The sequence below is a fragment of the Blautia sp. HCP28S3_G10 genome (assembly GCF_052065235.1).
In the GTDB taxonomy this organism is placed as follows: domain Bacteria; phylum Bacillota; class Clostridia; order Lachnospirales; family Lachnospiraceae; genus Blautia_A.
In genome coordinates this window covers 13,485-38,944 of the sequence record NZ_JBQHUL010000010.1, presented here as the reverse complement: position 1 = coordinate 38,944, position 25,460 = coordinate 13,485, and the positions used below count along the sequence as shown (strand labels likewise).

Sequence of the window (25,460 nt, the reverse complement as noted above, 5' to 3'; positions counted from 1 at the left end):
ATGCTGTGCAGTTATCCAATTAACAAAGAATTTCAGGAGGAATAATCATGGCACAGGAAGCTTTAGGAATGGTTGAAACCAGAGGACTTACAGCTGCAATCGAAGCAGCAGATGCAATGACAAAAGCAGCAGAGGTTGCACTTGTAGGAACAGAAAAAATCGGATCCGGACTGGTAACAGTTATGGTACGTGGAGATGTAGGAGCTGTTAAGGCAGCAGTAGAAAGCGGAAGCGCAGCAGCATCCAGACTTGGTGAGTTGGTAGCTACACATGTAATCCCGAGACCACATAGTGATGTAGAAAAAATTCTTCCTACTATCAAATAAGACAGACTGATATTAAGGAGTTCGCTCATGAATAAAGCATATGGTTTTATTGAGATCACAGGTGTTGTAGCTGCTATAAATGCACTGGACATCATGTGTAAAACTGCAGACGTTGAGCTGGCGTCATGGGAACGTAAGCTGGGCGGACGACTGGTAACTCTTATTGTACAGGGCGATGTATCGGCGGTAACCGAAGCTGTTGACGCGGCTGTGGCCAACGCAATTAAGAAACCGGCAAGTTATGCAGTGATTGCACGACCACATGAAGAGATTGTGAAACTTGTGGAACTGAGTGCAAGCCGATGGAAGAAAAAAGCCGAAGAGGCATCTGAAACAGAAACAAAATAACAAACAATTAAATTTTTAAATGATCCATAAGGAGGATATAATCATGACACAGGAAGCTTTAGGAATGGTTGAAACCAGAGGACTTACAGCAGCAATTGAAGCAGCAGACCAGATGTGCAAAGCAGCTAACGTTGCACTCGTAGGAACAGAAAAAATCGGATCCGGACTGGTAACAGTTATGGTACGTGGAGATGTAGGAGCTGTTAAATCTGCAGTAGAAAGCGGAAGCGCAGCAGCATCCAGACTTGGTGAACTGGTAGCTACACATGTAATCCCGAGACCACACACAGACGTAGAAAAAATTCTTCCGGCTATCAAATAATCCAGCCTTATAGGAAAATTATTTCTGGAAGAAAGCAGGTGCGTTCTTGGAAACAAAAAATATTGAACTGATCACAAAAATGGTAATTGATGCCATTAACAAAAGCGAAGACAAAGGCGAAGGTTTTATGGTACCGATCGGTGTTTCCGCAAGACACATTCACCTGACACAGGAACACGTAGAAGCATTATTCGGACCAGGATATCAGCTTACAAAGAAAAAAGATCTGATGGGCGGACAGTTTGCATCAAATGAAATTGTCACTATCGTTGGTCTTAAACTCAGAGCTATTGAAAACGTTCGTATCCTTGGACCTGTACGTAAAGCTTCTCAGGTTGAAGTATCTGCAACAGATGCTATCAAACTTGGAATGAAAGTTCCGGTTCGTATGTCCGGTGATATTGCAGGAAGTGCTCCGATTGCCATCGTTGGACCAAAGGGTGCTATTTATCTTAAAGAAGGATGTATTGTGGCTATGCGTCACATTCACATGTCTCCAAAAGATGCTCAGGCAGCCGGCGTCAAAAATGGTGATATTGTTTCTGTTAAGGCTGATAATGAACGTGGCACAATCTTCAATCATGTTGCGATCCGTGTAGACGATAGCTTTACACTGGAAATGCACATTGATACAGATGAGGCAAATGCCGCACAGATTGCCACAGGCACTACAGTAACTATCATAAAATAAATAAAATTTCTCCTGAATGAGCCGGTGATCTTAGGGTCACCGGCACAGGAGGTTAAAAAGAGTTTATGCGGAGGCACACATGATTGTAGGAAAAGTAGTGGGAAGTGTAGTTTCCACACGTAAAGACGAAAAATTAATCGGCCAGAAATTCATGATTGTGGAGCCGGTGCATCATATGAAAGCTGACGTTTCTCAGATTGTTGCTATTGATATCATTGGAGCGGGAATCGGAGAATACGTACTGGTGGCACAAGGAAGCGCAGCAAGAATTGGCTGCGGCGAAGAAACAGCACCCATTGATGCTGCTATTGTAGGTATCATTGATGACGGTGCAGGATTGGAGTAACGCCATGGAAATCAAAGATTTACAGAAAATAATGCAGGACAACGGTGTAGTTGGTGCAGGTGGCGCAGGATTTCCGTCTTATGCCAAGCTTACCGATAAGGCGGACACAATTCTTATGAACTGTGCAGAATGTGAACCATTGCTGAAACTTCACAGACAACTGCTTGAAAAACATGCATATGAGATCATGAAGGCATTTAACCTGGTCAGAGAGACTGTAGGTGCCAATGAAGCAATCATCGGTATCAAAAAATCTTATGTGCAGACTATACGGGCACTGCAGCAGCATATAGAAGAATTCCCGGGAATGAGAATTCATCTTCTTGATGAAGTTTATCCAATGGGAGATGAAGTTGTACTGATCTACGAGGCAACCAAGAGAGTTGTAAGACCTGGTGGTCTTCCTATTGAACAGGGTGTGATCGTATACAACGTAGAGACTATGTACAATCTGTATCGAGCACTGGAAGAACAGAAACCGGTAACAGAGAAATATGTGTCCGTTGTTGCAGAAGTAGATAATCCGGTAACTGTCCATGTTCCTCTTGGATGTACGCTGGATGAAGTAGTTGCACAGGCTGGAAATGTCACAACCAAAGACCCTGTTTATTTTGTTGGCGGTCCTATGATGGGACGTATCGGCAGCGGATCTGATCCGGTGACCAAAACAACAAATGCAGTACTGGTTTTTCCAAAGGACCACGTAATTGTAATGAAGAAGCAGAGAACATCTGCAATTGACCTGAAACGCGCAGCATCTATCTGCTGCCAGTGTAATACCTGTACGGACCTTTGCCCGAGACATAATCTTGGACATCCTATTGATCCGGCACGCTTTATGAGAGCTGCATCAGCCGGAGACTTCAGAGATGTGAATCCATATATTGATTCTGCATTCTGCTGCTCCTGTGGTGTCTGCGAAATGTATGCCTGCCCTCAGAGTCTGGCACCAAGAACACTTCTTGCAGACATGAAAGGCGGACTTCGTAAAGCAGGAATCAGACCTCCTCAGGGAGTACAGCCGGTACCGGTCAAAGAATCAAGAGAGTACCGTAAAGTTCCGGAAGAACGTCTGATGGCAAGACTTGGACTGACCAAGTATGACAAAGATGCACCGCTGATAGAGGACATTGTTCCTGTATCCAAGGTAAAAGTGCTTCTGAGCCAGCATATCGGCGCACCGGCACAGGCAATTGTGAAAACAGGCGACATGGTAACAAAGGGACAGATCATTGCAAAACATGCAGACGGATTAAGCGTTAACATTCACGCAAGTCTTTCCGGAAAAGTAACCGAAGTAACAGATCGTCATATCATAATTGCAGCAAAGTAGAAAGGACGTGCAGAACATGAGTAAAGCAATCGGAATGATTGAATTTAAAACGACTGCCACTGGTATCACAGCAGCAGATGCCATGGTAAAGACCTCTGAAGTTGAGATCGTCGAGGCGCAGACCGTATGTCCGGGTAAATATATTGCAATTATCACAGGCGATTTAAGTGCGGTAAAGGCAGCTGTTGATGCAGCAGTTACTACATATGAAGATAAATGTATCGACAGTTTTGTACTGGGTAATCCTCATGAATCCCTTTTCCCGGCTATGTATGGAACAACTGTAATAGAAGGAATCAGTGCTCTGGGTATTCTGGAGACATATGATGCTGCATCTATTATCGAAGCAGCAGACCAGGCAGCAAAAACAGCTATCGTAGATGTTATTGAGCTGCGTATCGCAAAAGGTATGTGTGGTAAATCATATATGCTTCTTACAGGAGAAGTTTCCGCAGTAGAAGCATCTATTGAAAAAGCAAAAGAACTGGTTGCATCCAAAGGAATGTATCTGGATTCTTCCGTAATCGCACATCCTGATCAGCGTATGATCGACAAAATATTATAAAAACTAACTATAAAAAAGGGGGCAAATTCAATGCTGGCACTGGAAAGGCGTAATTTGATCCTTGAGAAGCTTCAGGCAGAAAAAAGAGTTGTAGTCAGCGAACTGAGTCAGCTCTATGGAGTTTCCGAGGAAACCATTCGTCGAGATCTTGACAAACTCGAAAAAGAGGGGCTTGCCACAAAGAGTTACGGTGGTGCCGTCATAAAAGAAGATGTAAGTATTGATCTGCCCTTTAATATCCGCAAGAACCAGAATGTAAGCGGAAAACAGAAAATGGCTGAGATAGTGGCTTCTCTGGTGAAAGAAGGAGACCATATCTTTCTGGATGCGAGTACTACGGCAGTGTTTATTGCCAAAGCATTGAAAGAAAAAGAACGTCTTACCGTGATCACCAATTCCATGGAAATCCTTCTCGAATTATCTGACGTATCCGGATGGAACATTATTTCCACAGGAGGCGTGATGAAAGAAGGCTATCTGGCTTTCCTGGGTGCAAGGACAGAAGAAGTGATCCGTTCCTATTATGTGGACAAGACCATTTTTTCGTGCAAAGCCCTCGATCATGAATGGGGTATTATGGAATCCAAGGAATCCTTCGGTACCACAAAAAAAGCAATGATCGCATCAGGAAGAAAAAAGATTCTGGTTGTAGACAGCACTAAATTTGATCAGACCGCATTTTCCGTTGCAGGAACTCTGCGGGATGTAGATGTGGTTGTAACAGACAGAAAACCATCTGATAAATGGATGGGATATTTTGCAGAAGCAGGAGTGGAATGCAGATATCCTGATATGCAGCCATAGAAAAGGAGCAACAGAGATGAAGACCTTTGGAATGAAAACAGTCATTCATTTTGGAGACAATGCACTGGAGCGTCTGGAGCAGATACCATACAAAAGAGTTCTGATCATTACAGACCCGTTTGTTGTTCAGAGCAAAATGATTGACCTGATTACAGCACCCCTGGAGAAAGGCAGAATCGAGTACGATATTTTCCATAATGTAGTACCGGATGCGCCTGTTGACAAAATCGCAGATGGAGTAAAGAAATTTCTTACCTATCAGCCGGAAGCAATCATTGCAGTCGGCGGTGGATCAGCAATTGACTCCTCCAAGGCTATTCGTGAGTTTGCACTTAAGATCAACCATTACAGTGATGTTGGTCTGATTGCTATTCCAACAACAAGTGGAACCGGATCAGAGGTTACCTCTTTTGCAGTAGTAAATGACACTGAAGCAAAAGTAAAATATCCACTTGTATCATCCAGCCTTACAGCAGATGAAGCAATCCTGGATGCAGAACTTGTAAAAAGTGTGCCTCCGGCAATTACAGCAGATACAGGTATGGACGTATTCACCCATGCACTGGAATCCTATGTAAGTACAGATCATAATGAATTTTCAGCAGCACTGGCAGAGAAAGCAATCGAAATATGCGGAGTATTTCTTCTGAGAGCTTATCTTGACGGCAGTGATATGCATGCAAGAAAGAAAATGCATGTAGCTTCCTGTCTTGCGGGACTTTCCTTTAATACCGCAGGTCTGGGAATTACCCACAGTATGGCTCATCAGCTGGGCGCAATGTTCCATATTCCTCATGGAAGAGCAAATGCAATGTTGCTGCCTCATATTGTTGAATTTAACTCAAATATCAACAAACAGAGCAGGAGCCAGAAAGAATATCTTCCTTCTGTAGAAAGATATGCATCTATTGCTCATATTCTTGGATTAAGTAATTATAACCAGGTTATGAGTGTACGTTCTCTCGTAAACTGGATCCAGTTTATGCAGAAAGAAATGAACATTCCTATGACAATTCAGGAAATTGGAACTATTACACCGGATGCTTATTTTGCAGCTGTGGACAAGATGGCAGATATGGCACTTGCAGATGCCTGCACACCAACTAATCCAAGAGTACCGAAAAAGGAAGATATTGTTAAAATCTATACAAAACTCTGGTCATTCTGATCACGGAGTTTGTAATTTGAAACAGGAGATGCCGGGATGAACATTTATACCAAAAACGGGGACAGGGGAACTACAGATCTTGTCCACACCAAAAATGTCTCCAAGTCTGATGACCGTATTCAGCTGGTAGGAGCAATTGAAGAACTGACCAGCCATCTGGGACTTGTCAGAACCATGACAGAGAATCAGGAAACAGAGCATTTTCTGGAAAAAATCCAGGGAACACTGACATCGGTTATTTCAGGAGTGGCAGATCCTTATAACAGAGAATATAAACTGGAAGATGGACAGGTAGAACTTCTTGAACAGGAAATCGAACGACTGCAGGGATTATTTCATGAACCGCAGTCGATGATACTTCCTGGAAGAAGCCGTCTTTCAGCCGAGATTGATATAGCGTGGGCAGTTGCGAGAAGAGCTGAACGTTCACTTGCATCTGTAAGCGTAAAATTTGGTGCAGATAATGGTGCAAAAAAATATCTGAATCGATTGGCTGATTATCTTTATGTTCTGGCCAGATATACAGATGCATCGGAGGATAAAAAAGTGGATAATCTAACAGAGAAAATATCCGAAGGTGGAAAAGAAGAGGTCAGAACAATGACAGATGATCAGAAGCAGATAAATGCTTCCGAAACAGTCAGTGAGGCTGTGATTCAGGAAGTTTTGAAGAAAATGGGTATTCAGGGACGGATTACTCTTGCCAGTGCAAAATGTCTGATTGAGAAAATTGAACAGGAAGCAGAGCGCCGCGGCAAGAAAGCTGTCATTGCAGTCTGTGGACCTGACGGAAATCCAATTGCAGTACATGTGATGGATGGGGCTTTTCTGGTAAGCTTTGATGTTGCCATGAAGAAGGCTTATACATCTGTAGCTGTGAAAATGTCTACAAAAGAACTGAGTGTTCTTGCCCAGCCCGGAGGAACATTTTACGGAGTTGACAAGATGGATAACGGCAAGATCGTGATATTCGGAGGAGGCATTCCGCTGAAAGCAGGAGACACGATTATCGGAGGACTTGGAATCAGCGGTGGAACAGGTGAAGAGGATCACAGTCTGGCTGAATATGGCTTGTCTGTGCTGAAAGAAGTGCTTTAATATAATAGAGTGCTTTAATAATAAAAAATTAACAGGCTTCGGAGGTATAGAACTTCCGGAGCCTGTTTTATGCTGTTTATGCTTTTTTGTATTTGCCTGGTGTGATTCCTTTGTATTTCTTAAATGTTCTTATAAAATAACTCAGATCATTAAATCCGTTCCGATAGGCAATTTCCGTGATGGAGTCATCGGTGGTGGAAAGCTGATAGCATGCCTGTTCGATCCTCTGATGATTCAGGTAATCCATGGGAGTCTGATGAGTCATTTCCGAGAAAAATCTGCAGAAATATTTCGGAGACATATTTACTGAAGCAGAAAGCTGGTTCAGTGTCAGCGGGCTGGCATAATTGTGTTCAATAAAATCAAGAATCTGTTTCAGCTGCAGGATACGTTTGTAATCACGTCTTGTGCGTGTGACACTTTCGAGATAGTAATGATTACTAAAAATCAGGCCGAAAAAGTGGTAAAATTGTCCAATGACTGTGAGCTCGTAACCTTCAGGTTTTTTCCAGATTGCATCAAAAATACTGTTTACAGTACTGCAGATATCAGGGTGTTTGGCTGAAAAATGGTGATATACAAGGATTTCCTGGTGAATGATTTTTTGCATATATGTAGAACAGATGGAACCGTTTTTCAGAAAAACGTTTCCGTCAAAAACAATACACTGGTAGATACAATCGTCAGGAATACCGCTGTGTAGAATACCGCTGTGTACAAAGATGATATCTCCGACCTGCGCAGTAAAACTTTTTTCGTCTAAAGTGACAGTAAGAGTCCCCTTTAGGATACGTATGATCTCATATTCCACATGCCAGTGATAGGACATGACATAACGGGGATGAAGAGAATTAATATGGTGAAATTCAAATGGAAATTCGTAGGTTCCTCTCAAACGGTCCTCGTTTCGGTCTAGATCGTGCAAGAAATATTCCTCCTTTGTCAAAGTTTATATTTTTTTTACATATTTAAATAAAAAAGTGAATATTGTACTGTTTTTTGCTATTATAACACAAGTAATTTGCTTTTGGCAAATGTATACTATGAACAGAAGCAAAAAAGGAGTCCTGTTGTAACTGTTCACTATATCATGGCAGATGACCGGGACTGTAAATTATGAAAATATTATAATGGAGGTAATAAATATTATGGCAAAGAGCAGATTAATCGGAAGCTACCCAGTAATCGGTATCAGACCAACAATCGATGGTCGTAGAGGAGCACTGGATGTAAGAGGATCTCTGGAAGAACAGACAATGAACATGGCTAAATCTGCTGCAAAACTTTTCGAGGATAACCTGAGATATTCCAACGGTGAGCCTGTTAAAGTTGTTATCGCTGACACAACAATCGGACGTGTAGGCGAAAGTGCAGCATGTGCTGATAAATTCCGCAAAGAAGGCGTTGATATTACACTTACAGTAACACCATGCTGGTGCTATGGAGCAGAAACAATGGATATGGATCCACAGACAATCAAAGCTGTATGGGGATTCAATGGAACAGAAAGACCAGGAGCAGTTTACCTTGCATCCGTACTTGCTACACATGCACAGAAAGGTCTTCCGGCATTCGGTATCTATGGACATGATGTTCAGGAAGCTGATGACACATCTATCCCGGCAGACGTTGAAGCAAAATTACTGAGATTCGGTCGTGCAGCTGTTGCAGCAGCTTCCATGAGAGGCAAATCCTACCTGCAGATCGGTTCCGTAACAATGGGTATCGGCGGATCTATCATTGATTCCGATTTCATCGAATCCTATCTTGGAATGCGTGTAGAATCTGTTGACGAGGTAGAGATCATCCGTCGTATGACAGAAGGCATCTACGATCACGCAGAATTCGAAAAAGCTCTGAAATGGGCTAAAGAAACATGTAAGATCGGTTGGGATAAGAACCCGGAAGAACTGCAGTTCTCTCCAGAAAAGAAAGAAGAGCAGTTTGAATTCGTAGTTAAGATGGCAGTTATCATCAAAGAACTGATGAACGGCTGCGATAACCTTGATCCTGCATTCTCCGAAGAAGCAATCGGACACAACGCTCTGGCAGCTGGTTTCCAGGGACAGAGACAGTGGACAGACTTCTATCCAAACGGTGACTTTGCAGAAGCTATGCTGAATACATCCTTTGACTGGAACGGAGCTCGTGAGCCATACATCCTCGCTACAGAGAATGACGTTCTCAACGGTCTTGGAATGATGTTCATGAAACTTCTTACAAACAGAGCTCAGATCTTCGCTGATGTTCGTACATACTGGAGCCCGGAGGCTGTTAAGAAAGCTACAGGATATGACCTTGAAGGTGTAGCTAAAGAAGCTGGCGGATTCCTTCACCTGATCAACTCCGGTGCTGCATGCCTGGACGCTAACGGCGAAGCCAAAGATGAAAACGGCAATGCTGTTATGAAACAGTGGTGGGATGTTACAGAAGAAGACCAGAAAGCAATCATGGAAAACACAGAATGGTGTATGGCCGACAACGGATACTTCCGTGGAGGCGGATACTCCAGCCGTTATGAAACAAAAGCTCAGATGCCTGCAACAATGATCCGTCTGAACCTTGTAAAAGGACTTGGACCGGTTCTGCAGATCGCTGAAGGATGGACAGTAGCTCTTCCTGAAGAAGTATCTGACAAACTCTGGAAACGTACAGACTACACATGGCCATGTACATGGTTCGCTCCAAGATGCGATGGCAAAGAAGGACCGTTCAAAACAGCTTATGATGTAATGAACAACTGGGGAGCTAACCACGGTGCTATCTCCTACGGACATATCGGAGCTGACCTGATCACAATGTGCTCTATGCTTCGTATCCCGGTAGCTATGCACAATGTTCCTGAAGAAGATATCTATCGTCCGGCAGCATGGAATGCATTCGGCATGGACAAAGAAGGCGCAGACTTCCGTGCATGCAAGAACTACGGACCACTTTACAAATAAAAAATCATAAATGCCATGATTAAACAATCCTCCGGGTTTCCCCGGGGGATTGTTTGCGTCCTGGACTGAAAGTGCTGGACGGGTTTTAATGAAACAGGTATAATAGAAGAATCATGGTAACTATAAACAGTTACAGAGTATGTGAGAAAAATGATTCTGCAAGGAGAATAAAAATGATAAAAGTATCGGTAATCATTCCGGTTTACAATGTAGAAAAGTATCTGAGACAATGTATGGACAGTGTAGTAACACAGACACTGAAAGAAATAGAAATTATCTGTGTAGATGATGGTTCTACAGATCATTCCGTAGAGATACTGCAGGAATATGCAGCATTGGACAGTCGTGTAAAGATTCTGGAACAGAAGAATGCCGGAGCCGGAGCTGCCCGTAATAATGGAATGCGCCATGCATCAGGTAAATATCTGTCTTTTCTTGATGCAGATGATTTTTTTGATGTTCAAATGCTTGAAAAAGCATATAAAAAAGCGGAAGAGGACCATGCAGAGATTTCTGTATATAAATGCGATATGTATTATACGGACCGCAGAGAATATGCGCCTGCAAACTGGGTTCTGAAAGAAGCAAATCTTCCGGACTATCAGCCGTTTTCATTCAGGCAGGTTTCAGGAAATGTTTTCATGACATTCATGGGATGGGCATGGGACAAACTGTTCCTCAGAGAATTTGTTGACAAATATCAGCTTGAGTTTCAGGAACAGAGAACAACAAACGACCTGTTTTTTGTGTATAGCGCCATGGTGCTTGCACAGAGAATCTCGATTGTTCCGGAAGTACTGGTTCATCAGAGAAGAGATGCAGAAGATTCCCTTTCCAAGACAAGAGAAAAATCATGGACCTGTTTTTATGAAGGCCTGAAAGCACTCAAAGCAGAACTTGTAAAATATGATTTGTACAGGGACCTGGAAAAAGAGTATATCAACTATGCACTGCATTTTACTCTCTGGAACTATGAGACACTTGCAGAACCTACAAAGTCCAAATTGAAAGAGAAATTGAATGCAGAGTGGTTTGAAGAAATGGGAATCAAAGGAAAACGTGAAAATTATTTTGAACTTCCGAAAGATTACCAGAAATATCTGAAGATCACAGGACAGTCACAGGAGGATAAAATGTCGGGGATTTTGAGAAAAATCAAAAGATTTCTGAGAAAAATAGTTCCGGTGGGAAGAGTCTATATAGATAATAAAATGAAAGACCAGCAGAAAAATTTTGACAGACAGATGAAAAAAGAAATGAAAGCCCAGATTGATGATCTGAAAGCTTACATTGAAAATGAACTTAACCGCCGTGATGAATGGGCCAAGATTCCTGCCGAGCTGAGAAGGACAGCCAATGGCCGCCAGGTATGGGTGATCAAATGTCCCGCAACAGAGGGAAAAGCCAAGTATCACTGGGGTGACTATTATTATGCGATTGCACTGCAGAAATATCTGGAAAGAAAGAACATCTATGTAGTGATCGATACAAGACAGGACTGGGGCTGCGATGAAGAAGCAGACGTTGTACTTGTGCTCAGAGGGAATCATTTTTACAGACCGGACCGCCGCAATGGAAAGACCATTTATATTATGTGGAATATCAGCCACCCGGACATGATCTCAAAATCTGAATATGAGCTGTATGATATTGTCTGTGTTGGATCCAGATATTATGCCAACAAACTGAAAAAGCAGATTAGCGTGCCTGTAGAACCATTGCTTCAGTGTACGGATACAGAGCTGTTTTACCCCGAGGAGAGAAAAACAACAAATCTGAAAGATGATTATATCTTTATTGGAAGTACACGTGGTGTGATGAGAGAATGTGTCCTCTGGGCAGCAGAAGATAATCTCCCACTTCATGTCTGGGGAGGCGGCTGGAAGCAGATGCTCCCTGACCATCAGGATATCATAGACGGAACTTTTGTACGAAATGAGGATCTGCCGGCACTGTACCGTTCCGCCAAAGCTACACTGAACGACCACTGGAAAGATATGCTGGATAACCAATTTATTAACAACAGGATCTTTGATGCCCTTGCATGCGGACTGCCTGTCATCTCCGATGGCTGTGATGAAATGAAAGAAATCTTCCCGGAAGCAGTCCTCTATTACAGCAACAAAGAAGAATTCCAGGCCTGCATCGAGAAGATGGAAAAAGATTACGATGCCGTAAAGGCAAAAGCACTGGAGCAGTTTGAGATGATCAAAAAGGATTACTCCTTCGAGAAGAGAGCAGAGGAACTGATTGAGATGGTGGAGAAATATAGAGGTTAAAAAGAAAATGCCGTTTTGTCATGAGATTGTGATGACAGAACGGCACTTTATGTGGATAAATTAAAAATGCAGTGATAAAATGTAGACGATAAGATGATTGCATGATAAAATACGATGATTCATAAAAACACAAAAGACTGTATGAGGTAGAATAATGGAGAGTATAGCGATTATTGTGCCCTGTTATAATGAGCAGGAAGCATTACCAATATTTTATGAAGAAACGACAAAGGTAATGAGTAAACTGAACTATGATTACAAAATATTATTGATAAATGATGGCTCAAAAGACAATACACTTGCAATTATGAAGTCAATTGCTGAGAAGGACAATCATGTAAAATATCTGTCATTTTCAAGAAACTTCGGAAAAGAAGCAGCAATGTATGCAGGATTTTGTAATGCAAATGCAGATTATGTGTGTGTAATGGATGCAGACATGCAGGATCCGCCGAGCCTGCTTCCAAAAATGCTGGAAATTATACATAAAGAAGGATATGATTCCGTAGCAACCAGAAGAAAAGACCGTGAAGGGGAACCACCGATAAGGAGTTTTTTTGCCCGGGCTTTTTATAGAATCATTAATAAAATCTCAGACGCAGATATTGTAGATGGCGCAAGAGATTTCAGGCTGATGAAACGGGACATGGTTGAAGCAATTGTTAATATGACAGAATACAATCGTTTCTCAAAAGGCATATTTGGCTGGATTGGATTTAAGACATATTGGCTTTCTTATGACAATGTGGAGCGGGTTGCAGGAGAGACAAAGTGGAATTTCTGGAAGCTTACAAAGTACGCAATTGACGGAATTATAAACTTTTCACATGCACCGTTAAGTGCAGTATCGTGGTTTGGAGTATTCATGACAATGATTTCTTTTCTGACACTTTTAGGGATTATTATTCGAAAATTGATTTACGATGATCCCGTTGCTGGCTGGGCATCAACGATTTGCGTTATTATTTTTATTGGTGGTTTACAGTTGTTTTGCCTTGGAGTTATAGGGCAGTATATTTCCAAAATGTATCTGGAAACAAAGAAAAGGCCACATTTCATAATAGAAGAAACAAATGATGATAATGCAATAAAAATAAAATGATTTTGCAGATAATCTCTTGCAGAACATATTGTTCAGATATTACATGATGAAATATCACTGGTAATGCTGATTAACAAAATACAGTCGGCAGAAGATCTTGCAGAGTTCAGAAAAATATCTGAGGAAATAGTAGATAACATCTATGGAAATGCACCAGAAGAAATAAAAGAAATTTACAAAAAGATCCTGTGGTCATTGCTGATAAAACTGCAGGTACCAGGAGATGAAGCCCAGGAGATCATGGGCGGAATTGGAGGTCAGGGTATGGGATATTTATTTGAGAATATGGATAAAATGGACATACAGGCTGAAAGAAGAAACACAAAAAGAGAAAAAGAACGAGCAGATATAGCGGCACTGCGTTCGGAAGAGGCAGAACAACAACGTGGTATAGCGGAACAGCAACGTGATGAGGCAATAAAAGAAGCACAGTTTTGGAAAAAGAAAGTGGAAGAGCTCGAAAAAAGTAAAGAAGTACATTAACAACAGGTAAAGTGGAAACAAATTAAATTAAAAGATATTGATTAAGCAAGAAGAAAAATGCCGTTTTGTCATTGGATTACGATGACAAAACGGCATTTGTTGTCAGTTTATTTTTGAATTGTAATATCTGTAGCAGACAATCTTGGATAAAGAATGACATACGTGATTTTGTCATAAAGTACATCATCCTCCAGAATATCGTCATCAACAACATCTTCAATTGATTCAGATGAACTGTCGGCAGAATCAATATTGGAATCTGCATTGGCAGAGTCTACAGTAGTGTCGTCTGAAGCATCATCGGCGTCAGGAACATTAGAGGAATTATTTTTCAAAATATTTGCATCTTCATCTGGAATTATTTTTTTGTAGTTTCCATTAAATAATCCATTTACAGTAACCAAATCACCAGTGGCAGGAAGTTCGGAGCCATCGGAATAACGATATTTTACATAAAACAGATTATTCGTTTCGTTTTCAGAAATAATTAACTGAACATAACCTTTCTCATATTTTGAAACGCATTTTTTTACGGTTCCTGTAAGTGTGTATTTAATATTACTGTATAAATACGGATTATTTATAATGTCAGAATAATCCATACTTGGAGCAGTTGTATCGAAAGAAGAGGAACCACTTACATCTGCTGCAAATACCAGAATAAATGGCAGAGTTGAAGTGGCATTTTCGTTATATGCGGCAGAAGCAGAAGAAGTGACAGCATCTAAAATATCAGACAGATCATTGTCAGATAAAGAATACATATTTTCTGGAGCATCTGTGACCAGCAGAGATCGCCCAAGCGCATCTTCAAAAGAATTTAAAGCATCCTGTTTTTGAAGGTATCCATAGGCAGTTATATGATCCCCTTCCTTTAAATTTGGGACAATAGCCTGATTGTATTTGTTGGTTGAATTATTTGCATATGTTAATACGTATGGATGCGACTGATTGTCGTATAAAATTATAAAACAGTTGTTGGAACTGGAAAAAACAGCGGCAACAGTTCCAGTTATTTTCTGCGGTGAATCAGGAAAACTGGTTCCAAGCAGCTGATTATAATCAGCTTCAATGCTGGCTGCCTTCAGAGAACTTATTGTTCGCATCTGATAATAGAAATCATCTCCGTTAAGATGACCATCTGAATCATATTTATAAATGCGTCCATATGGACGGCCTTTGGTGCAGGAATATACAGAATAAGAACCATCTGCATTATATTCAGTTGTTGTACCTGTCATCAATCCATTTTTAAACTGAGCATTTGTTTTTGCTCCATCAGCGTAATCAATTTCAACATTTCCTTCAAGAAGACCATCTTTCCATGTGCCGGATAAGGTAAAATCGTTATTGTCATTCGAAACAGAAAATGTTCCTTCTCCGGAAGGTTCGCCGTCTTTTGTGTCACCAGAATAAGTACCAGTATAGGTTTCAGTTGCGATATTTAAAATCAGTTCAGAATCGTCTGCTTTTACCAGACTTATCTGAGATGTGGCAAGAACTGTACATAACAGGGTTCCTGCACATATAATATTTATTTTTTTCGAAAACATTTTTTGTAAAACTCCTATCATATATTTCATTCATTTTACTATAGAATGCTACGAAAAGTCAACGTGTGGGAAAACAAGGATATAACTTAAAAGTGAAAAGTAACTTGCAGAACATATTGCTCGGGTGTTACAATAAAGAAGTAAATATCTTTTGATCTGTGATTTGTTTCCAGGACAGGAGGCAAAATGAAAAAAACGTCACAGAACAAAAGAAGAAAAAACACCAGCTACCATCCTGAAATGCATGTCAGAGATGTGAACAGCCGTGAAATATTTAAAAATGAACGGCTGACAAGTCAGTTTCTGAGAAATTATACCAATATCCCATTATTGTCAAATGTAATGCCGGAGGATATTGAAGATGTTTCGAAGAAATATCGTGCATTTCTGGGCGTGGAATATGAATCCGATACGATTAAAAAAGTATATATCCGTAAACCGGATGGAACAATAGAAAGAGAAGTTTTTGTTCTTTCATTGATTGAACATAAGAGTGACATTGATTATGATGTTGCCATGCAGCTTCTTCGGTATATGTGTGTGATCTGGCAGGAATATAAAGTAACTCAGAATAAAATAAAGAAGAGCAGCAGTCATAATAAGGACTTCAGATATCCACTGATTATTCCAATTGTGTATTATGAAGGAAAAAGAAAGTGGACAGCCGGGCTGAACTTGAGAGACCGTATCGAATTTGCAGATGAAATGGAAAAATATATTCCGGATTTTACATACCAGGTAGTGAGTGTTAATCAATATACAAACGAAGAACTCAGCAGGAAACATGATGAAATGTCACTAGTAATGCTGATTAACAAAATACAGTCGGCAGAAGATCTTGCAGAGTTCAGAAAAATATCTGAGGAAATAGTAGATAACATCTATGGAAATGCACCAGAAGAAATAAAAGAAATTTACAAAAAGATCCTGTGGTCATTGCTGATGAAACTACAGGTACCAGGAGATGAAGCTCAGGAGATCATGGGCGGAATTGGAGGTCAGGGTATGGGATATTTATTTGAGAATATGGATAAAATGGACATACAGGCTGAAAGAAGAAATACAAAAAGAGAAAAAGAGCGAGCAGATGCAGCGGAACAACAACGCGATATAGCGGAGCAACAACGTGATGCAGCGGAACAACAACGCGATATAGCGGAGCAACAACGTGATATAGCGGAACAGCGTGCTGAGCAAATGGCAAAAGAAATGGAATTGATGAAAAAGAAAGTGGAAGAGTTCGAAAAAAGTAAAGAAGTTCATTAACTGCAGGTGAAGTGGAAACAAATCAAATTAAAAGATATTGATTAAGCAAGAAGAAAAGTGCCGTTTTGTCAGGAAGTGGAGACAGAACGGCGCTTTTGTGGATAAATAAGATCGGAGATTGAATGATAAGCTGTCTTGCTTTAAATAATGTTATAGATTATAATAAAATGGATATTGCAAAATATGAAAATGATATGGGAAGGGAATGAACATGAAAGAAAAAATAAATTCTATACAAGATTTTTTTAGAAAACATATAGTATTAGTTGTTTTAATTGTGCTCTCAGTTGTGGTTTTTTATGTAGGACATGCAATGACAACTAATATAGGTATAGATACAGAACAATATATAATGGGAGATTATGGGAAAGAATGGATAATCACAGGTCTGGGACGCCTGGGGTATTATTATTTCATTATGTTTTTGAATCTGTGGCATTATAATCCATATGCGAATGGAGTTGCTTTTCTGGCGATATTTTCTATGGCAATTCTGGCATGGATTTATGTGTTTTACATGATTAATGGAAAATCAGAAAAGTATAAATATATAATTTTCGGAGTTGCTTTGCTTACGAATCCTTTATGGGCTGCACATTTCTATTTTACATTGCAGCAAGGTGCAATTGCACTCGCATTTTTAATACAGGCAATATCATTTGCATTATTATTGGATGTGCTCATAAATAACAGAAAAAATACAAAATTCTGTAATACAGTTGAATTATTGGGATCTGTAATCTGTGCTTTTATGGCGATTGGAACTTATCAGACATTTCCGGGACTTCATCTGGCAGAAGCAGCGGCTTGCCTGTTGATTTTGTTTGATAAAATGACTGAAAAAGATAATTCATTAAAGGTTCATAAATCATTTTGGATAAAAACTATAATTGTAATTATTCACTTTGTCGTTAGCTATCTTATGTATAGCTTGGTGTGCAAAGTATTCAATTTTGGTACATCAGATTATTTACAATTTAAATGGGGAACACGTCCGACAACAGAAATTATACAAAGTTTATGGCTAGATTTTAAAAATATTTTATTAGGCAGAGATGCGTATGCTGGCTGGATATTGCTTCTCAGCATAATACTTCTGGTTATTTTGGTGTTCGAAAATTTTTTGGAAAAGAAGAATATCTGGTTAAAACTGGATTATCTGTTATTATGTGTTGGAAATATTATTTGCATGATTGCACTTAACATAGTTATCGGGGGAATTCCGGCTGACAGAGCAAGACTTCCGGTAGCATTTACAACTGCTTTTCTGGGCATGTATACGTTTAGTAAATGCTGCGAAGTGTTTAAGACATTTAAAATTCGTCAGATTATAGTAGTACCGGCTGCTATAGTTCTTATTATATCTTTGTTGAGTCAGTCGGGAAGAAGCCAGACTTTATTTTATACAGATGATATTTGTAATATGCAGCAATATCAGGTTGGCGCAGATATTGTTAAAAATATAGAAACACTGGAAGGTGATGCACAGGCGACAATAATAGTTGTCGGAAAATGGGATGCTCCATTAAATGCATCATGTAGAAGACAGTCACTGGTGGGTAACTCCAGTTTCGACTGGGATTATAATGTAGAAGACCCAATCAGTGGTACAAGAAGATCAGTTCTGTATTTAAATGCTGCATTTGGAAAAAAATATAATAGAAACATAGATGATGCACAAAAAAGTCAGATTATAGAAACAGCAAAAACTATGCCAAAGTATCCAGAAAATGGATATGTAGAGAAAATGGATAATATTTATATTGTAAAATTATCCGATTTTTGATTAGTTATAAAGAAAATCAAAATGTAAGAGGGGCAAACTTGAATGATATAGAATTTTCAGGTTTGCCCTTTGTGCAGAGAGGGATTTAATGGGCTGCCAGATGAGAGAAGAGGCTGAGGTGCAGATTCAGACAGACGGTATACGATATTCATTTTTAAAGACCTAGTTATCAGTTTTGCGACATCATCAAAATTGGAAAGATGTACAGAAGTAAATGAATGGGATAAAGGATATCTGGTTATAATAGCAAAGTATAAGAATCTGAATGAGATGGAAGAGTATGTTGATGATGCAAAAATTATTTGAAAATCGGAAAGTTGGTATATTGATTTACAGAAATGAATATGCTACAATTGCCATAGGCAAAAGAGATAGCAAGTCCATACAGACAAAAAGAGTGAAGCCCTCAGTAACGCGAATACTGGGGGCTTCTTCTTGTTTTGTCATGATGGACAAGAAATCACCAGGCTAGTGTTGTCTCACTTACGTCCATCTAACCATTTGCAAACATAATAGGCGGCTATGCTTGCCAGACAGGAGATAAGGAAAGAAATAGCAATATTTTCCATACAACCTACACATCCTCCCGTTGCTGGGTATCGGTTGGACAACACAGTTAGTATATCATGGATCAGAATAAATTGGAATAAGATTGGTGAAGGACTGAACAGACATAAAATGAAGAAAAGGCAACTTGCTATTTGTATGTGTTTTTGATATACTTTTTACGAATATATTAAATTGGGAAAGATGTGAATTATGAATAAGAAAATACTAGCCCTTAAAGGAAATAAAAATTCGACTGCATTTGCAGTGTATTTTTTTGTAATATTGATTATTTTTATAGTTCAGCTGGCTACCTGTAGGTCAGATGGCTATGAAACGTATGCCTTTGGAGTTCAGGCAGATCAGGAATATGAAATTCTGGATGATCATTATATAGACACAGAATTTGTAATAAAGCAGGATAATGCAGGCGGTATTTTATTTAACGGATACAAAGCAAGAGGACTGGAATTAAAAAATGAAAAACTGGTTGTAAAATTTTTTGACGTAAACAGTGGCGAACTTATACAGAGCAGTGAATTGTTGTTTAAAGATCAGATAGATGAAAAAAACATATATGTTCCATTTAAAGCGAAGATTGCTAAGGGTACAAGAGTAAGAATGCAGCTTCGATCGGTTGGATTCAAAAATCAGGGACCTTATTTAGGTGTGTCAGAAACAAATGACAGTGCAGAATACTCTTGGATGGATGGAGAGCTGACTAATAGCTATCTGTGTGCTTCTCTGTGCTATAATGCAAAAAACAGCAACTGGTTAAAACCATGCATTTATTTTGTAGCGGAAATTTTAGCTGGTTTATTCCTGATTTTTATACAGAAGAAAACAAGTATGCCATTGTTTCTTAAAAAAATGGAGAATAAAGGTAAAGTATCTAAATGCAGTTTAAAGAGAATAATAGTTTTTTTAGTGATAATATGGGGAGTTCTGTTTGTTTTCTTTGACTATGTATATATGAAAACAATGGAGGGGGCTGTTCGAGGAAAAGATGCGGAAGTAGTATGTGGAGAAACAGGGGAAACAGCTCAGAAAATCAATTTAAATGAGGGTGATGAAGTTTCACAGATTTTTTATTCAAATCAAGATAATCTTTCGGCAGTAGCAGTGCATATTGAAAATGCATCATCAGTAAAGGCTGATCTTACAGTCAGTATATATGACAATGCCAGTGGTCAGTTAGTAAGCAGCATAAAAGCAAAAACTGAAAAACTGGATAAACTGACAAAGCATGTTACAAGTGAAAGCAGAAAACTGGTATGGGATATCAGAAAAAAATATTATGTGTTGGAATTACCAGACATAATAAAAGATTCTGCCAATAACTATTACAAAATTGTAATTAAAGCAGATAAAGTCCAGGAAGGTAATTTAACACTGATTGGTGGACAGGGTGAGGATTACCCGTATGAACTAAATTCCACTCCTGTGACCGGTAATATCTGCATGGTGTCATTGTATAGCAATCAGATGATGTTTGCAAAAATGTTCAAATATATGGTGACGATTCTTACAGTGCTGGTGACAATTTTATTTATAGCAACATCACTTGGAAAACTTTCAACAGGAAAGACTTTTGTTATAGCAGCAATAGTACTTTCATTTGTATACAGCTTCCTGATTCCACCGTACTGTGTACCGGATGAGAGAGCCCATATTGATGCAACATATATAATTTCTAATGAAATACTGGGAGTTGATAATAATGCCGGTCCAAATAGAATTTATAAACGTGTCTGCGATATAGATACGTCAAAAGAAAATACAATGGATGTTACAGAAGAGTTGTACAGAGAAACTTTCGAAAATGTGTTTGAGAAAGCAGAGGACACAAGTCTTGTCGCAACTTATGCAGATAACCCGGTTGGAAATGTAACATTTTTAAACTATTTACCGGCAGCAGTAGGATTTTCTATTGCAAGGCTTCTGCATTTTAACTTGACAACGATGATCATGTTTGGAAGATGGTTGAATGCACTGACAGCTATTTTGCTGATGTGGATTGGAATCAGAAAAATTCCGTTTGGTAAAGCAACACTGGCAGTGCTGGGACTTTTTCCGATTATGCTGCAGCAGGTTGTCTCCTGTTCTTATGATGGCATTCTGCTTGGAGCAGTGTATGTATATCTGGCGTATGGATTTTCTATGTTGTATGCAAAAGATAAATCTATACTGGATTTCGGGATTATGCTACTGGCAGGAGGTTTTTCAGCAGCAGCCTGCAAAGGCGGCGTATATATTCCGCTTCTTGGGTTAATTCTTCTGGTGTGTTGGGAAATTGGAAGAAATTTAAAGGAGAAAATTGGCTGGACATTGGGGGCAGCGATTCCAATGGGCCTTGTTTTTATAGGACAGTTTTCCCAGAGAATCTGGAGAATGTTCATGAGAAGTAATGGAAGTGCATACAGAGATGGATTAGAATTGTACAGTCTTTCTGATTTTATTCATGCACCGAATAAATTGATCAGGTTATACCAAAATACAATAGCAACACAGGGAGATACTCAAGTACAGCAGATAATAGGTGGAAAATTGGGAAGACTGAATGTTTTAATTCCCTGGTATATATTGATAGCATTTCTTCTTCTGGTAATTGCATGCTGCATGAAAAAGAAAGAAGAGAGAATATATATAAAAAAAGGACAAAGAGCGTTTGTACTTTTGATTTCATTAGTTAGCATTGGATTAATTATGTTGTCGATGCTTCTGGCATGGACGCAGAATAACTGTAATTATATAGCCGGATTACAGGGAAGATATTTCCTTCCAGTAGTCGGCTTATTGCTGTTGACATTAAGAAATGATAAATTAGTAATCCTTAAGAAAAATGAATCGTATATGGTTCAGATTGCAGCATTTTTAAATGTTTTTGTTATTGGATTTGCGTTATTATCAGTATTAAGTTAATTGTTGTTTTGAGAAGCACGATAATATAAAGAAGGATATCAGAGTGATAAAAATTAAAGGAAATAAAATTATACAAAATTATTTGTATAATGTATCATATCAGATTGTAGTTACTGTTCTTCCAATTATCACAGTTCCGTATCTTACCAGAGTTCTTGGGGCTGACAGTCTGGGAATTGCCAGATATGTTGAATCAGTGGCTACATTATTTACAGTATTTGGAATGCTGGGGCTGGTTTGGTATGCAAACAGAGCAGTGGCATATAATCGTCATAATAAGCATGATTTGTCAAAATGTTTTTGGGAAATCTTTATTATGCGAATGGTTTTACTGCTGGGAACACTTGGTGTATATTGGATTTATTTATCCAGAGCGGAATATAGAACATATTTTAAAATATATGCAGTTTATATTATAGGTACATTTCTTGATACAAGCTGGTTTTTTGCCGGAATAGAAGAGATGAAGCCAATTGTTCTCAGAAATTATATAGTACGTGGTCTTTTTACGGTATCTTTATTTGTATTTGTCCGTACACAGAATGATCTTAGTATATATGTATGGTTATTATGTCTGATGACTTTTGCAAATGCAGTATTGATTTTACCGTGGATAAAAAAATATATCATGATTTTACCATTGCGGGAGATTCATTTTACCAGACATATTATACCATCATTGGCATTGTTTCTTCCTCAGGCGGCAAGCCAGTTATATGTTCAATGTGATAAGGTCATGATTAAAAACATGATAAGTAATGTTGCGTATGTATCTTACTATACAGAAAATGAAAAAATAGCAAAGCTTCCTATCATATTGGCAACAGCATTGTCAACTGTGTTGATGCCCAGGATTGCATATGAATTTTCGAAGGGGAAAGATGGACAGGTCAGGGAATATATCCAAAAGGCACTATTCTGTGTGAATTTTGTCCTGATACCATGTTGCTTCGGTTTGATGGCAGTTGCCAGCAATTTTGTTCCTTTTTTCTTAGGAAGAGAATTTGCCAATACTTATCATATTTTAATGGTATTATGTCCAACAATGATATTTATTGGAATCAGCAATGTTACAGGCATACAGTACCTGGTTGCTGTAGATAAAAAGAAAGAATTAACAATCTCATATGTAGCAGCACTGATTGTCAATTTGATCATCAACTTTTTACTGATTCCTAAATATGATGCATGTGGAGCGGCAATAGGTACCGTAGTGGCAGAAGGCACAACAGCATTAATTCAATATATGTACATGAGAAAATATTTGGGCAGTACAATAGATTCAAAAATGATGTGGAAAATAGTGGCGCTTTCAGCACTTATGGGAGTGGTAGTATATTCCTTGAATTTCTTAAGATTAAGCCATTTTGTTACATTGATTTTACAGGTGATTTTGGGTATTGGAATTTATGGCGCAGGTGTTTTTTTACTGCGTATTTTTCCAAGGAGGAAATAAAAAGTGAAAGAACATTATATTTCAGTTGCTATGTGCACTTATAATGGTGAAAAGTATGTTGCAGAGCAAATAAAGAGTATTTTAAGCCAAAGTCATCCGATAGACGAAATCGTAATAGGTGATGATGGTTCAACAGATAAAACAGTTGAAATTGTAGAACAGATTCTGAAGACATCAAAAGTAAAATATAAAATCATACAAAATAAAACAAATTTAGGATATAGAAAAAATTTTGAAAATGCTATTGCTAATACAACTGGTGACATTATATTTTTAAGTGATCAAGATGATGTATGGATTAAAGAAAAAGTCAAAATTTTGTTAAGAGATTTGGATGAAAAAGAAGAGTATTTATTAGTTTTCTCAGATGCCTATTTAGTAGATGGACAGTTAAATAAAATGGAAGGTTCGTTATGGGAGTCTGTTTATTATCTGAAAAATAAATGCAAATTTAACAACTGTCTTGAACTGTTTCTAAATGGATATTATGTAACAGGCGCTACAGTTGCATTTAAACGCACACTATTTGAGAAAGCATATCCTTTTTCTGAGATTTGGCAACATGATGGCTGGTTGGGAATTTTGGCAGCACTTTACGGTGATGTTTTTGCAGAAGAACAAAAATTAATATTATATAGGCAACATGGGAATAATCAGATTGGTGCAGAAATACCGCAGACTATAAAAGAAAAAATAAATTGTAAATTTAATACTTTGAAAAGTATTGCGGGAGAACAGGCTAAACAGCGAATAAGAACATATCGAAGATTTGAAGAGCTTTATGAAAGGCAAAAAAATAGTGCAGATATAATTGCACTGGAAAAAATTAAAGCTTGTGTAAAGGCTCAAAAGTCTTTCAGCATGATTTCGGCAAAAAGAAAAATCAATTCTTTGAAAATAATAGTTGTTCATTGGGTTAATGGTGATTATAGAAGATATAGAAAAAAACCAATAGGATTTTGTCTGGGAGATATTTTATCTTGTTTTCTGGAAGAAATGGATATATCAGCTACGGGGGATTTGAGTAATGGAAATGATTAAAGAAGAAAAAGTGGGAAACTATATGGATTCTTTTTTACAAGAAGATTTGGAATTGATTTCAGAAAGTAATATCCCAATAAAAGACATGGAAAAAGGTATTATTTTAATAACTGGTGCAACAGGCCTAATTGGTTCATTACTTGTAAAAACTTTTGCGTGCCTTAATAGAAGAAAGCACGCTGATATAAAAATTTTGGCATTAGTAAGAAATGTTGAAAAAGCAAAGAAGATTTTTGGAGATATATTACAAAGTGAAGAAGTGGAATTGGTTGTAGGAGATATTACAGAGCCGTTGAATATAAAAGGAAACGTTGACTACATTATACATTGTGCGAGCGTAACGACGTCAAAAGTAATGATAAGCAGTCCTGTAAATGTAATTTATACTTCATTAAATGGAACGGAAAACATTCTTGAATTAGCTAAAGAAAAGAATATTAAAAGTATGGTATATGTGTCTTCAATGGAAGTTTATGGCACATTTGAAATCGAACCAAAACAGAAAGTTACGGAGGAGATGCTAGGATATATTAATCCGTTGTCTATCCGAAGTAATTATCCAGAAAGTAAGCGGATGTGTGAAAATATGTGTGTGGCATATGCATCACAATATAATGTACCGGTAAAAATTGCACGACTTGCACAGACATTTGGCGCTGGTGTACTGTCAGGAGAAAATCGAGTATTTGCACAGTTTGCAAGGAGCGTAATAGAAGGCAAAGATATTATTTTGCATACAGCAGGAAAATCAGAAGGTAATTATTGTTATACAAGAGATGTGATAAAAGCACTTTTGATTTTATTGAATAAAGGCAAGGATGGAGAGGCTTATAATATAGCGAACGAGGAGTGTCATATTACTATTTCTGAAATGGCACATATGGTAGCAGAGGATTTGGCAGAAGGGGCTATAGAAGTAGTATTTGATATACCTGAAACAAATTTATACGGATATGCCCATGATACCAAAATGCACATGGATTCATCAAAAATGCAGAAGTTGGGGTGGTACCCAGAAGTTAATTTAAAAGATGCATATCGACGTTTAATTGGAAGCATGAAATGTCAGAATATTTAAGG

General features: G+C 38.6%; 22 protein-coding genes and 1 pseudogene. 21 read left to right on the top strand and 2 right to left on the bottom strand.

Annotated features, from left to right (window positions below):
- Nucleotides 1-47 precede the first annotated feature (47 nt).
- The 10 genes from ACTNB8_RS06190 to ACTNB8_RS06145 all read left to right on the top strand — a co-directional run bounded on the left by ACTNB8_RS06190 (nt 48) and on the right by ACTNB8_RS06145 (nt 7,001).
- Nucleotides 48-326 (top strand): BMC domain-containing protein, encoded by a 279-nt coding sequence (locus tag ACTNB8_RS06190; protein WP_441053179.1) that lies wholly within the window; start codon nt 48-50, stop codon nt 324-326.
- Nucleotides 327-353: 27 nt separating this feature from the next.
- Nucleotides 354-674, top strand: coding sequence for a BMC domain-containing protein (locus ACTNB8_RS06185; protein WP_296155022.1), 321 nt, complete (start codon nt 354-356; stop codon nt 672-674).
- A 43-nt stretch (nt 675-717) separates the two neighbouring features.
- The gene (locus ACTNB8_RS06180; RefSeq protein WP_296044484.1) at nt 718-996 is read left to right on the top strand and encodes a BMC domain-containing protein; all 279 of its coding nucleotides are present in this window, start codon (nt 718-720) and stop codon (nt 994-996) included.
- 79 nt (nt 997-1,075) lie between these two features.
- Nucleotides 1,076-1,687: a phosphate propanoyltransferase gene (locus ACTNB8_RS06175; protein WP_441053239.1), complete on the top strand. Its 612-nt coding sequence runs from the start codon at nt 1,076-1,078 to the stop codon at nt 1,685-1,687.
- Between the two features lie 79 nt (nt 1,688-1,766).
- Nucleotides 1,767-2,033, top strand: a complete 267-nt coding sequence (locus tag ACTNB8_RS06170) for a EutN/CcmL family microcompartment protein (RefSeq protein WP_296044480.1) — start codon at nt 1,767-1,769, stop codon at nt 2,031-2,033.
- 4 nt (nt 2,034-2,037) lie between these two features.
- Entirely contained in the window at nt 2,038-3,366 is a 1,329-nt protein-coding gene (locus tag ACTNB8_RS06165; protein WP_441053176.1) for a 4Fe-4S dicluster domain-containing protein, read from the top strand.
- Nucleotides 3,367-3,382: 16 nt separating this feature from the next.
- A complete protein-coding gene (locus ACTNB8_RS06160; RefSeq protein ID WP_296155028.1) occupies nt 3,383-3,931 on the top strand; it encodes a BMC domain-containing protein in 549 nt (182 codons plus the stop codon).
- Between the two features lie 30 nt (nt 3,932-3,961).
- Nucleotides 3,962-4,735, top strand: a complete 774-nt coding sequence (locus ACTNB8_RS06155) for a DeoR/GlpR family DNA-binding transcription regulator (RefSeq protein WP_441053175.1) — start codon at nt 3,962-3,964, stop codon at nt 4,733-4,735.
- A 16-nt stretch (nt 4,736-4,751) separates the two neighbouring features.
- Nucleotides 4,752-5,903, top strand: a complete 1,152-nt coding sequence (locus ACTNB8_RS06150) for a 1-propanol dehydrogenase PduQ (RefSeq protein ID WP_296155031.1) — start codon at nt 4,752-4,754, stop codon at nt 5,901-5,903.
- Between the two features lie 36 nt (nt 5,904-5,939).
- Nucleotides 5,940-7,001 (top strand): cob(I)yrinic acid a,c-diamide adenosyltransferase, encoded by a 1,062-nt coding sequence (locus ACTNB8_RS06145; RefSeq protein ID WP_441053173.1) that lies wholly within the window; start codon nt 5,940-5,942, stop codon nt 6,999-7,001.
- A 76-nt stretch (nt 7,002-7,077) separates the two neighbouring features.
- Here the strand turns inward: ACTNB8_RS06145 and ACTNB8_RS06140 are convergent, their stop codons facing one another.
- Entirely contained in the window at nt 7,078-7,926 is an 849-nt protein-coding gene (locus ACTNB8_RS06140; protein WP_441053171.1) for an AraC family transcriptional regulator, read from the bottom strand.
- A 223-nt stretch (nt 7,927-8,149) separates the two neighbouring features.
- On the opposite strand from ACTNB8_RS06140, the gene ACTNB8_RS06135 reads away from it, so the two are divergent.
- The 4 genes from ACTNB8_RS06135 (at nt 8,150) to ACTNB8_RS06120 (ending at nt 13,810) form a co-directional block, all read left to right on the top strand.
- Nucleotides 8,150-9,946: an L-fucose isomerase gene (locus ACTNB8_RS06135; protein WP_441053169.1), complete on the top strand. Its 1,797-nt coding sequence runs from the start codon at nt 8,150-8,152 to the stop codon at nt 9,944-9,946.
- A 173-nt stretch (nt 9,947-10,119) separates the two neighbouring features.
- Nucleotides 10,120-12,225: a glycosyltransferase gene (locus ACTNB8_RS06130; protein WP_441053167.1), complete on the top strand. Its 2,106-nt coding sequence runs from the start codon at nt 10,120-10,122 to the stop codon at nt 12,223-12,225.
- Nucleotides 12,226-12,379: 154 nt separating this feature from the next.
- Nucleotides 12,380-13,327: a glycosyltransferase family 2 protein gene (locus tag ACTNB8_RS06125; RefSeq protein WP_441053165.1), complete on the top strand. Its 948-nt coding sequence runs from the start codon at nt 12,380-12,382 to the stop codon at nt 13,325-13,327.
- 63 nt (nt 13,328-13,390) lie between these two features.
- Entirely contained in the window at nt 13,391-13,810 is a 420-nt protein-coding gene (locus ACTNB8_RS06120; RefSeq protein ID WP_441053164.1) for a hypothetical protein, read from the top strand.
- A 107-nt stretch (nt 13,811-13,917) separates the two neighbouring features.
- On the opposite strand, the gene ACTNB8_RS06115 is transcribed toward ACTNB8_RS06120, so the two are convergent.
- The gene (locus ACTNB8_RS06115; RefSeq protein WP_441053162.1) at nt 13,918-15,363 is read right to left on the bottom strand and encodes a hypothetical protein; all 1,446 of its coding nucleotides are present in this window, start codon (nt 15,361-15,363) and stop codon (nt 13,918-13,920) included.
- Between the two features lie 186 nt (nt 15,364-15,549).
- Here ACTNB8_RS06115 and ACTNB8_RS06110 point away from each other — a divergent pair, with 186 nt between their 5' ends.
- From ACTNB8_RS06110 to ACTNB8_RS06080, 7 genes and pseudogenes are all read left to right on the top strand, one after another.
- Nucleotides 15,550-16,629 (top strand): Rpn family recombination-promoting nuclease/putative transposase, encoded by a 1,080-nt coding sequence (locus ACTNB8_RS06110; RefSeq protein WP_441053160.1) that lies wholly within the window; start codon nt 15,550-15,552, stop codon nt 16,627-16,629.
- A 211-nt stretch (nt 16,630-16,840) separates the two neighbouring features.
- A complete protein-coding gene (locus tag ACTNB8_RS06105) occupies nt 16,841-18,415 on the top strand; it encodes a glucosyltransferase domain-containing protein (protein WP_441053159.1) in 1,575 nt (524 codons plus the stop codon).
- 138 nt (nt 18,416-18,553) lie between these two features.
- Nucleotides 18,554-18,721: pseudogene (locus tag ACTNB8_RS06100) on the top strand (DUF7724 family protein); the annotation flags it as partial.
- 453 nt (nt 18,722-19,174) lie between these two features.
- Nucleotides 19,175-21,883, top strand: coding sequence for a DUF2142 domain-containing protein (locus tag ACTNB8_RS06095; protein ID WP_441053157.1), 2,709 nt, complete (start codon nt 19,175-19,177; stop codon nt 21,881-21,883).
- A gap of 43 nt (nt 21,884-21,926) precedes the next feature.
- Nucleotides 21,927-23,339: a flippase gene (locus ACTNB8_RS06090; protein ID WP_441053155.1), complete on the top strand. Its 1,413-nt coding sequence runs from the start codon at nt 21,927-21,929 to the stop codon at nt 23,337-23,339.
- A 3-nt stretch (nt 23,340-23,342) separates the two neighbouring features.
- Complete coding sequence (locus tag ACTNB8_RS06085; protein ID WP_441053153.1) at nt 23,343-24,380, top strand: glycosyltransferase family 2 protein; 1,038 nt, start codon at nt 23,343-23,345, stop codon at nt 24,378-24,380.
- Entirely contained in the window at nt 24,367-25,458 is a 1,092-nt protein-coding gene (locus tag ACTNB8_RS06080) for an NAD-dependent epimerase/dehydratase family protein (protein WP_441053151.1), read from the top strand. Before ACTNB8_RS06085 ends, ACTNB8_RS06080 begins: the two co-directional genes overlap by 14 nt.
- Nucleotides 25,459-25,460: the final 2 nt, after the last annotated feature.

Bases quoted from the DNA above. Each gene is read 5' to 3' on its own strand.
- ACTNB8_RS06190 (WP_441053179.1), top strand. From the start codon at position 48: ATGGCACAGGAAGCTTTAGGAATGGTTGAAACCAGAGGACTTACAGCT.
- ACTNB8_RS06185 (WP_296155022.1), top strand. From the start codon at position 354: ATGAATAAAGCATATGGTTTTATTGAGATCACAGGTGTTGTAGCTGCT.
- ACTNB8_RS06180 (WP_296044484.1), top strand. From the start codon at position 718: ATGACACAGGAAGCTTTAGGAATGGTTGAAACCAGAGGACTTACAGCA.
- ACTNB8_RS06175 (WP_441053239.1), top strand. From the start codon at position 1,076: ATGGTAATTGATGCCATTAACAAAAGCGAAGACAAAGGCGAAGGTTTT.
- ACTNB8_RS06170 (WP_296044480.1), top strand. From the start codon at position 1,767: ATGATTGTAGGAAAAGTAGTGGGAAGTGTAGTTTCCACACGTAAAGAC.
- ACTNB8_RS06165 (WP_441053176.1), top strand. From the start codon at position 2,038: ATGGAAATCAAAGATTTACAGAAAATAATGCAGGACAACGGTGTAGTT.
- ACTNB8_RS06160 (WP_296155028.1), top strand. From the start codon at position 3,383: ATGAGTAAAGCAATCGGAATGATTGAATTTAAAACGACTGCCACTGGT.
- ACTNB8_RS06155 (WP_441053175.1), top strand. From the start codon at position 3,962: ATGCTGGCACTGGAAAGGCGTAATTTGATCCTTGAGAAGCTTCAGGCA.
- ACTNB8_RS06150 (WP_296155031.1), top strand. From the start codon at position 4,752: ATGAAGACCTTTGGAATGAAAACAGTCATTCATTTTGGAGACAATGCA.
- ACTNB8_RS06145 (WP_441053173.1), top strand. From the start codon at position 5,940: ATGAACATTTATACCAAAAACGGGGACAGGGGAACTACAGATCTTGTC.
- ACTNB8_RS06135 (WP_441053169.1), top strand. From the start codon at position 8,150: ATGGCAAAGAGCAGATTAATCGGAAGCTACCCAGTAATCGGTATCAGA.
- ACTNB8_RS06130 (WP_441053167.1), top strand. From the start codon at position 10,120: ATGATAAAAGTATCGGTAATCATTCCGGTTTACAATGTAGAAAAGTAT.
- ACTNB8_RS06125 (WP_441053165.1), top strand. From the start codon at position 12,380: ATGGAGAGTATAGCGATTATTGTGCCCTGTTATAATGAGCAGGAAGCA.
- ACTNB8_RS06120 (WP_441053164.1), top strand. From the start codon at position 13,391: ATGCTGATTAACAAAATACAGTCGGCAGAAGATCTTGCAGAGTTCAGA.
- ACTNB8_RS06115 (WP_441053162.1), bottom strand. From the start codon at position 15,363: ATGTTTTCGAAAAAAATAAATATTATATGTGCAGGAACCCTGTTATGT.
- ACTNB8_RS06110 (WP_441053160.1), top strand. From the start codon at position 15,550: ATGAAAAAAACGTCACAGAACAAAAGAAGAAAAAACACCAGCTACCAT.
- ACTNB8_RS06105 (WP_441053159.1), top strand. From the start codon at position 16,841: ATGAAAGAAAAAATAAATTCTATACAAGATTTTTTTAGAAAACATATA.
- ACTNB8_RS06095 (WP_441053157.1), top strand. From the start codon at position 19,175: ATGAATAAGAAAATACTAGCCCTTAAAGGAAATAAAAATTCGACTGCA.
- ACTNB8_RS06080 (WP_441053151.1), top strand. From the start codon at position 24,367: ATGGAAATGATTAAAGAAGAAAAAGTGGGAAACTATATGGATTCTTTT.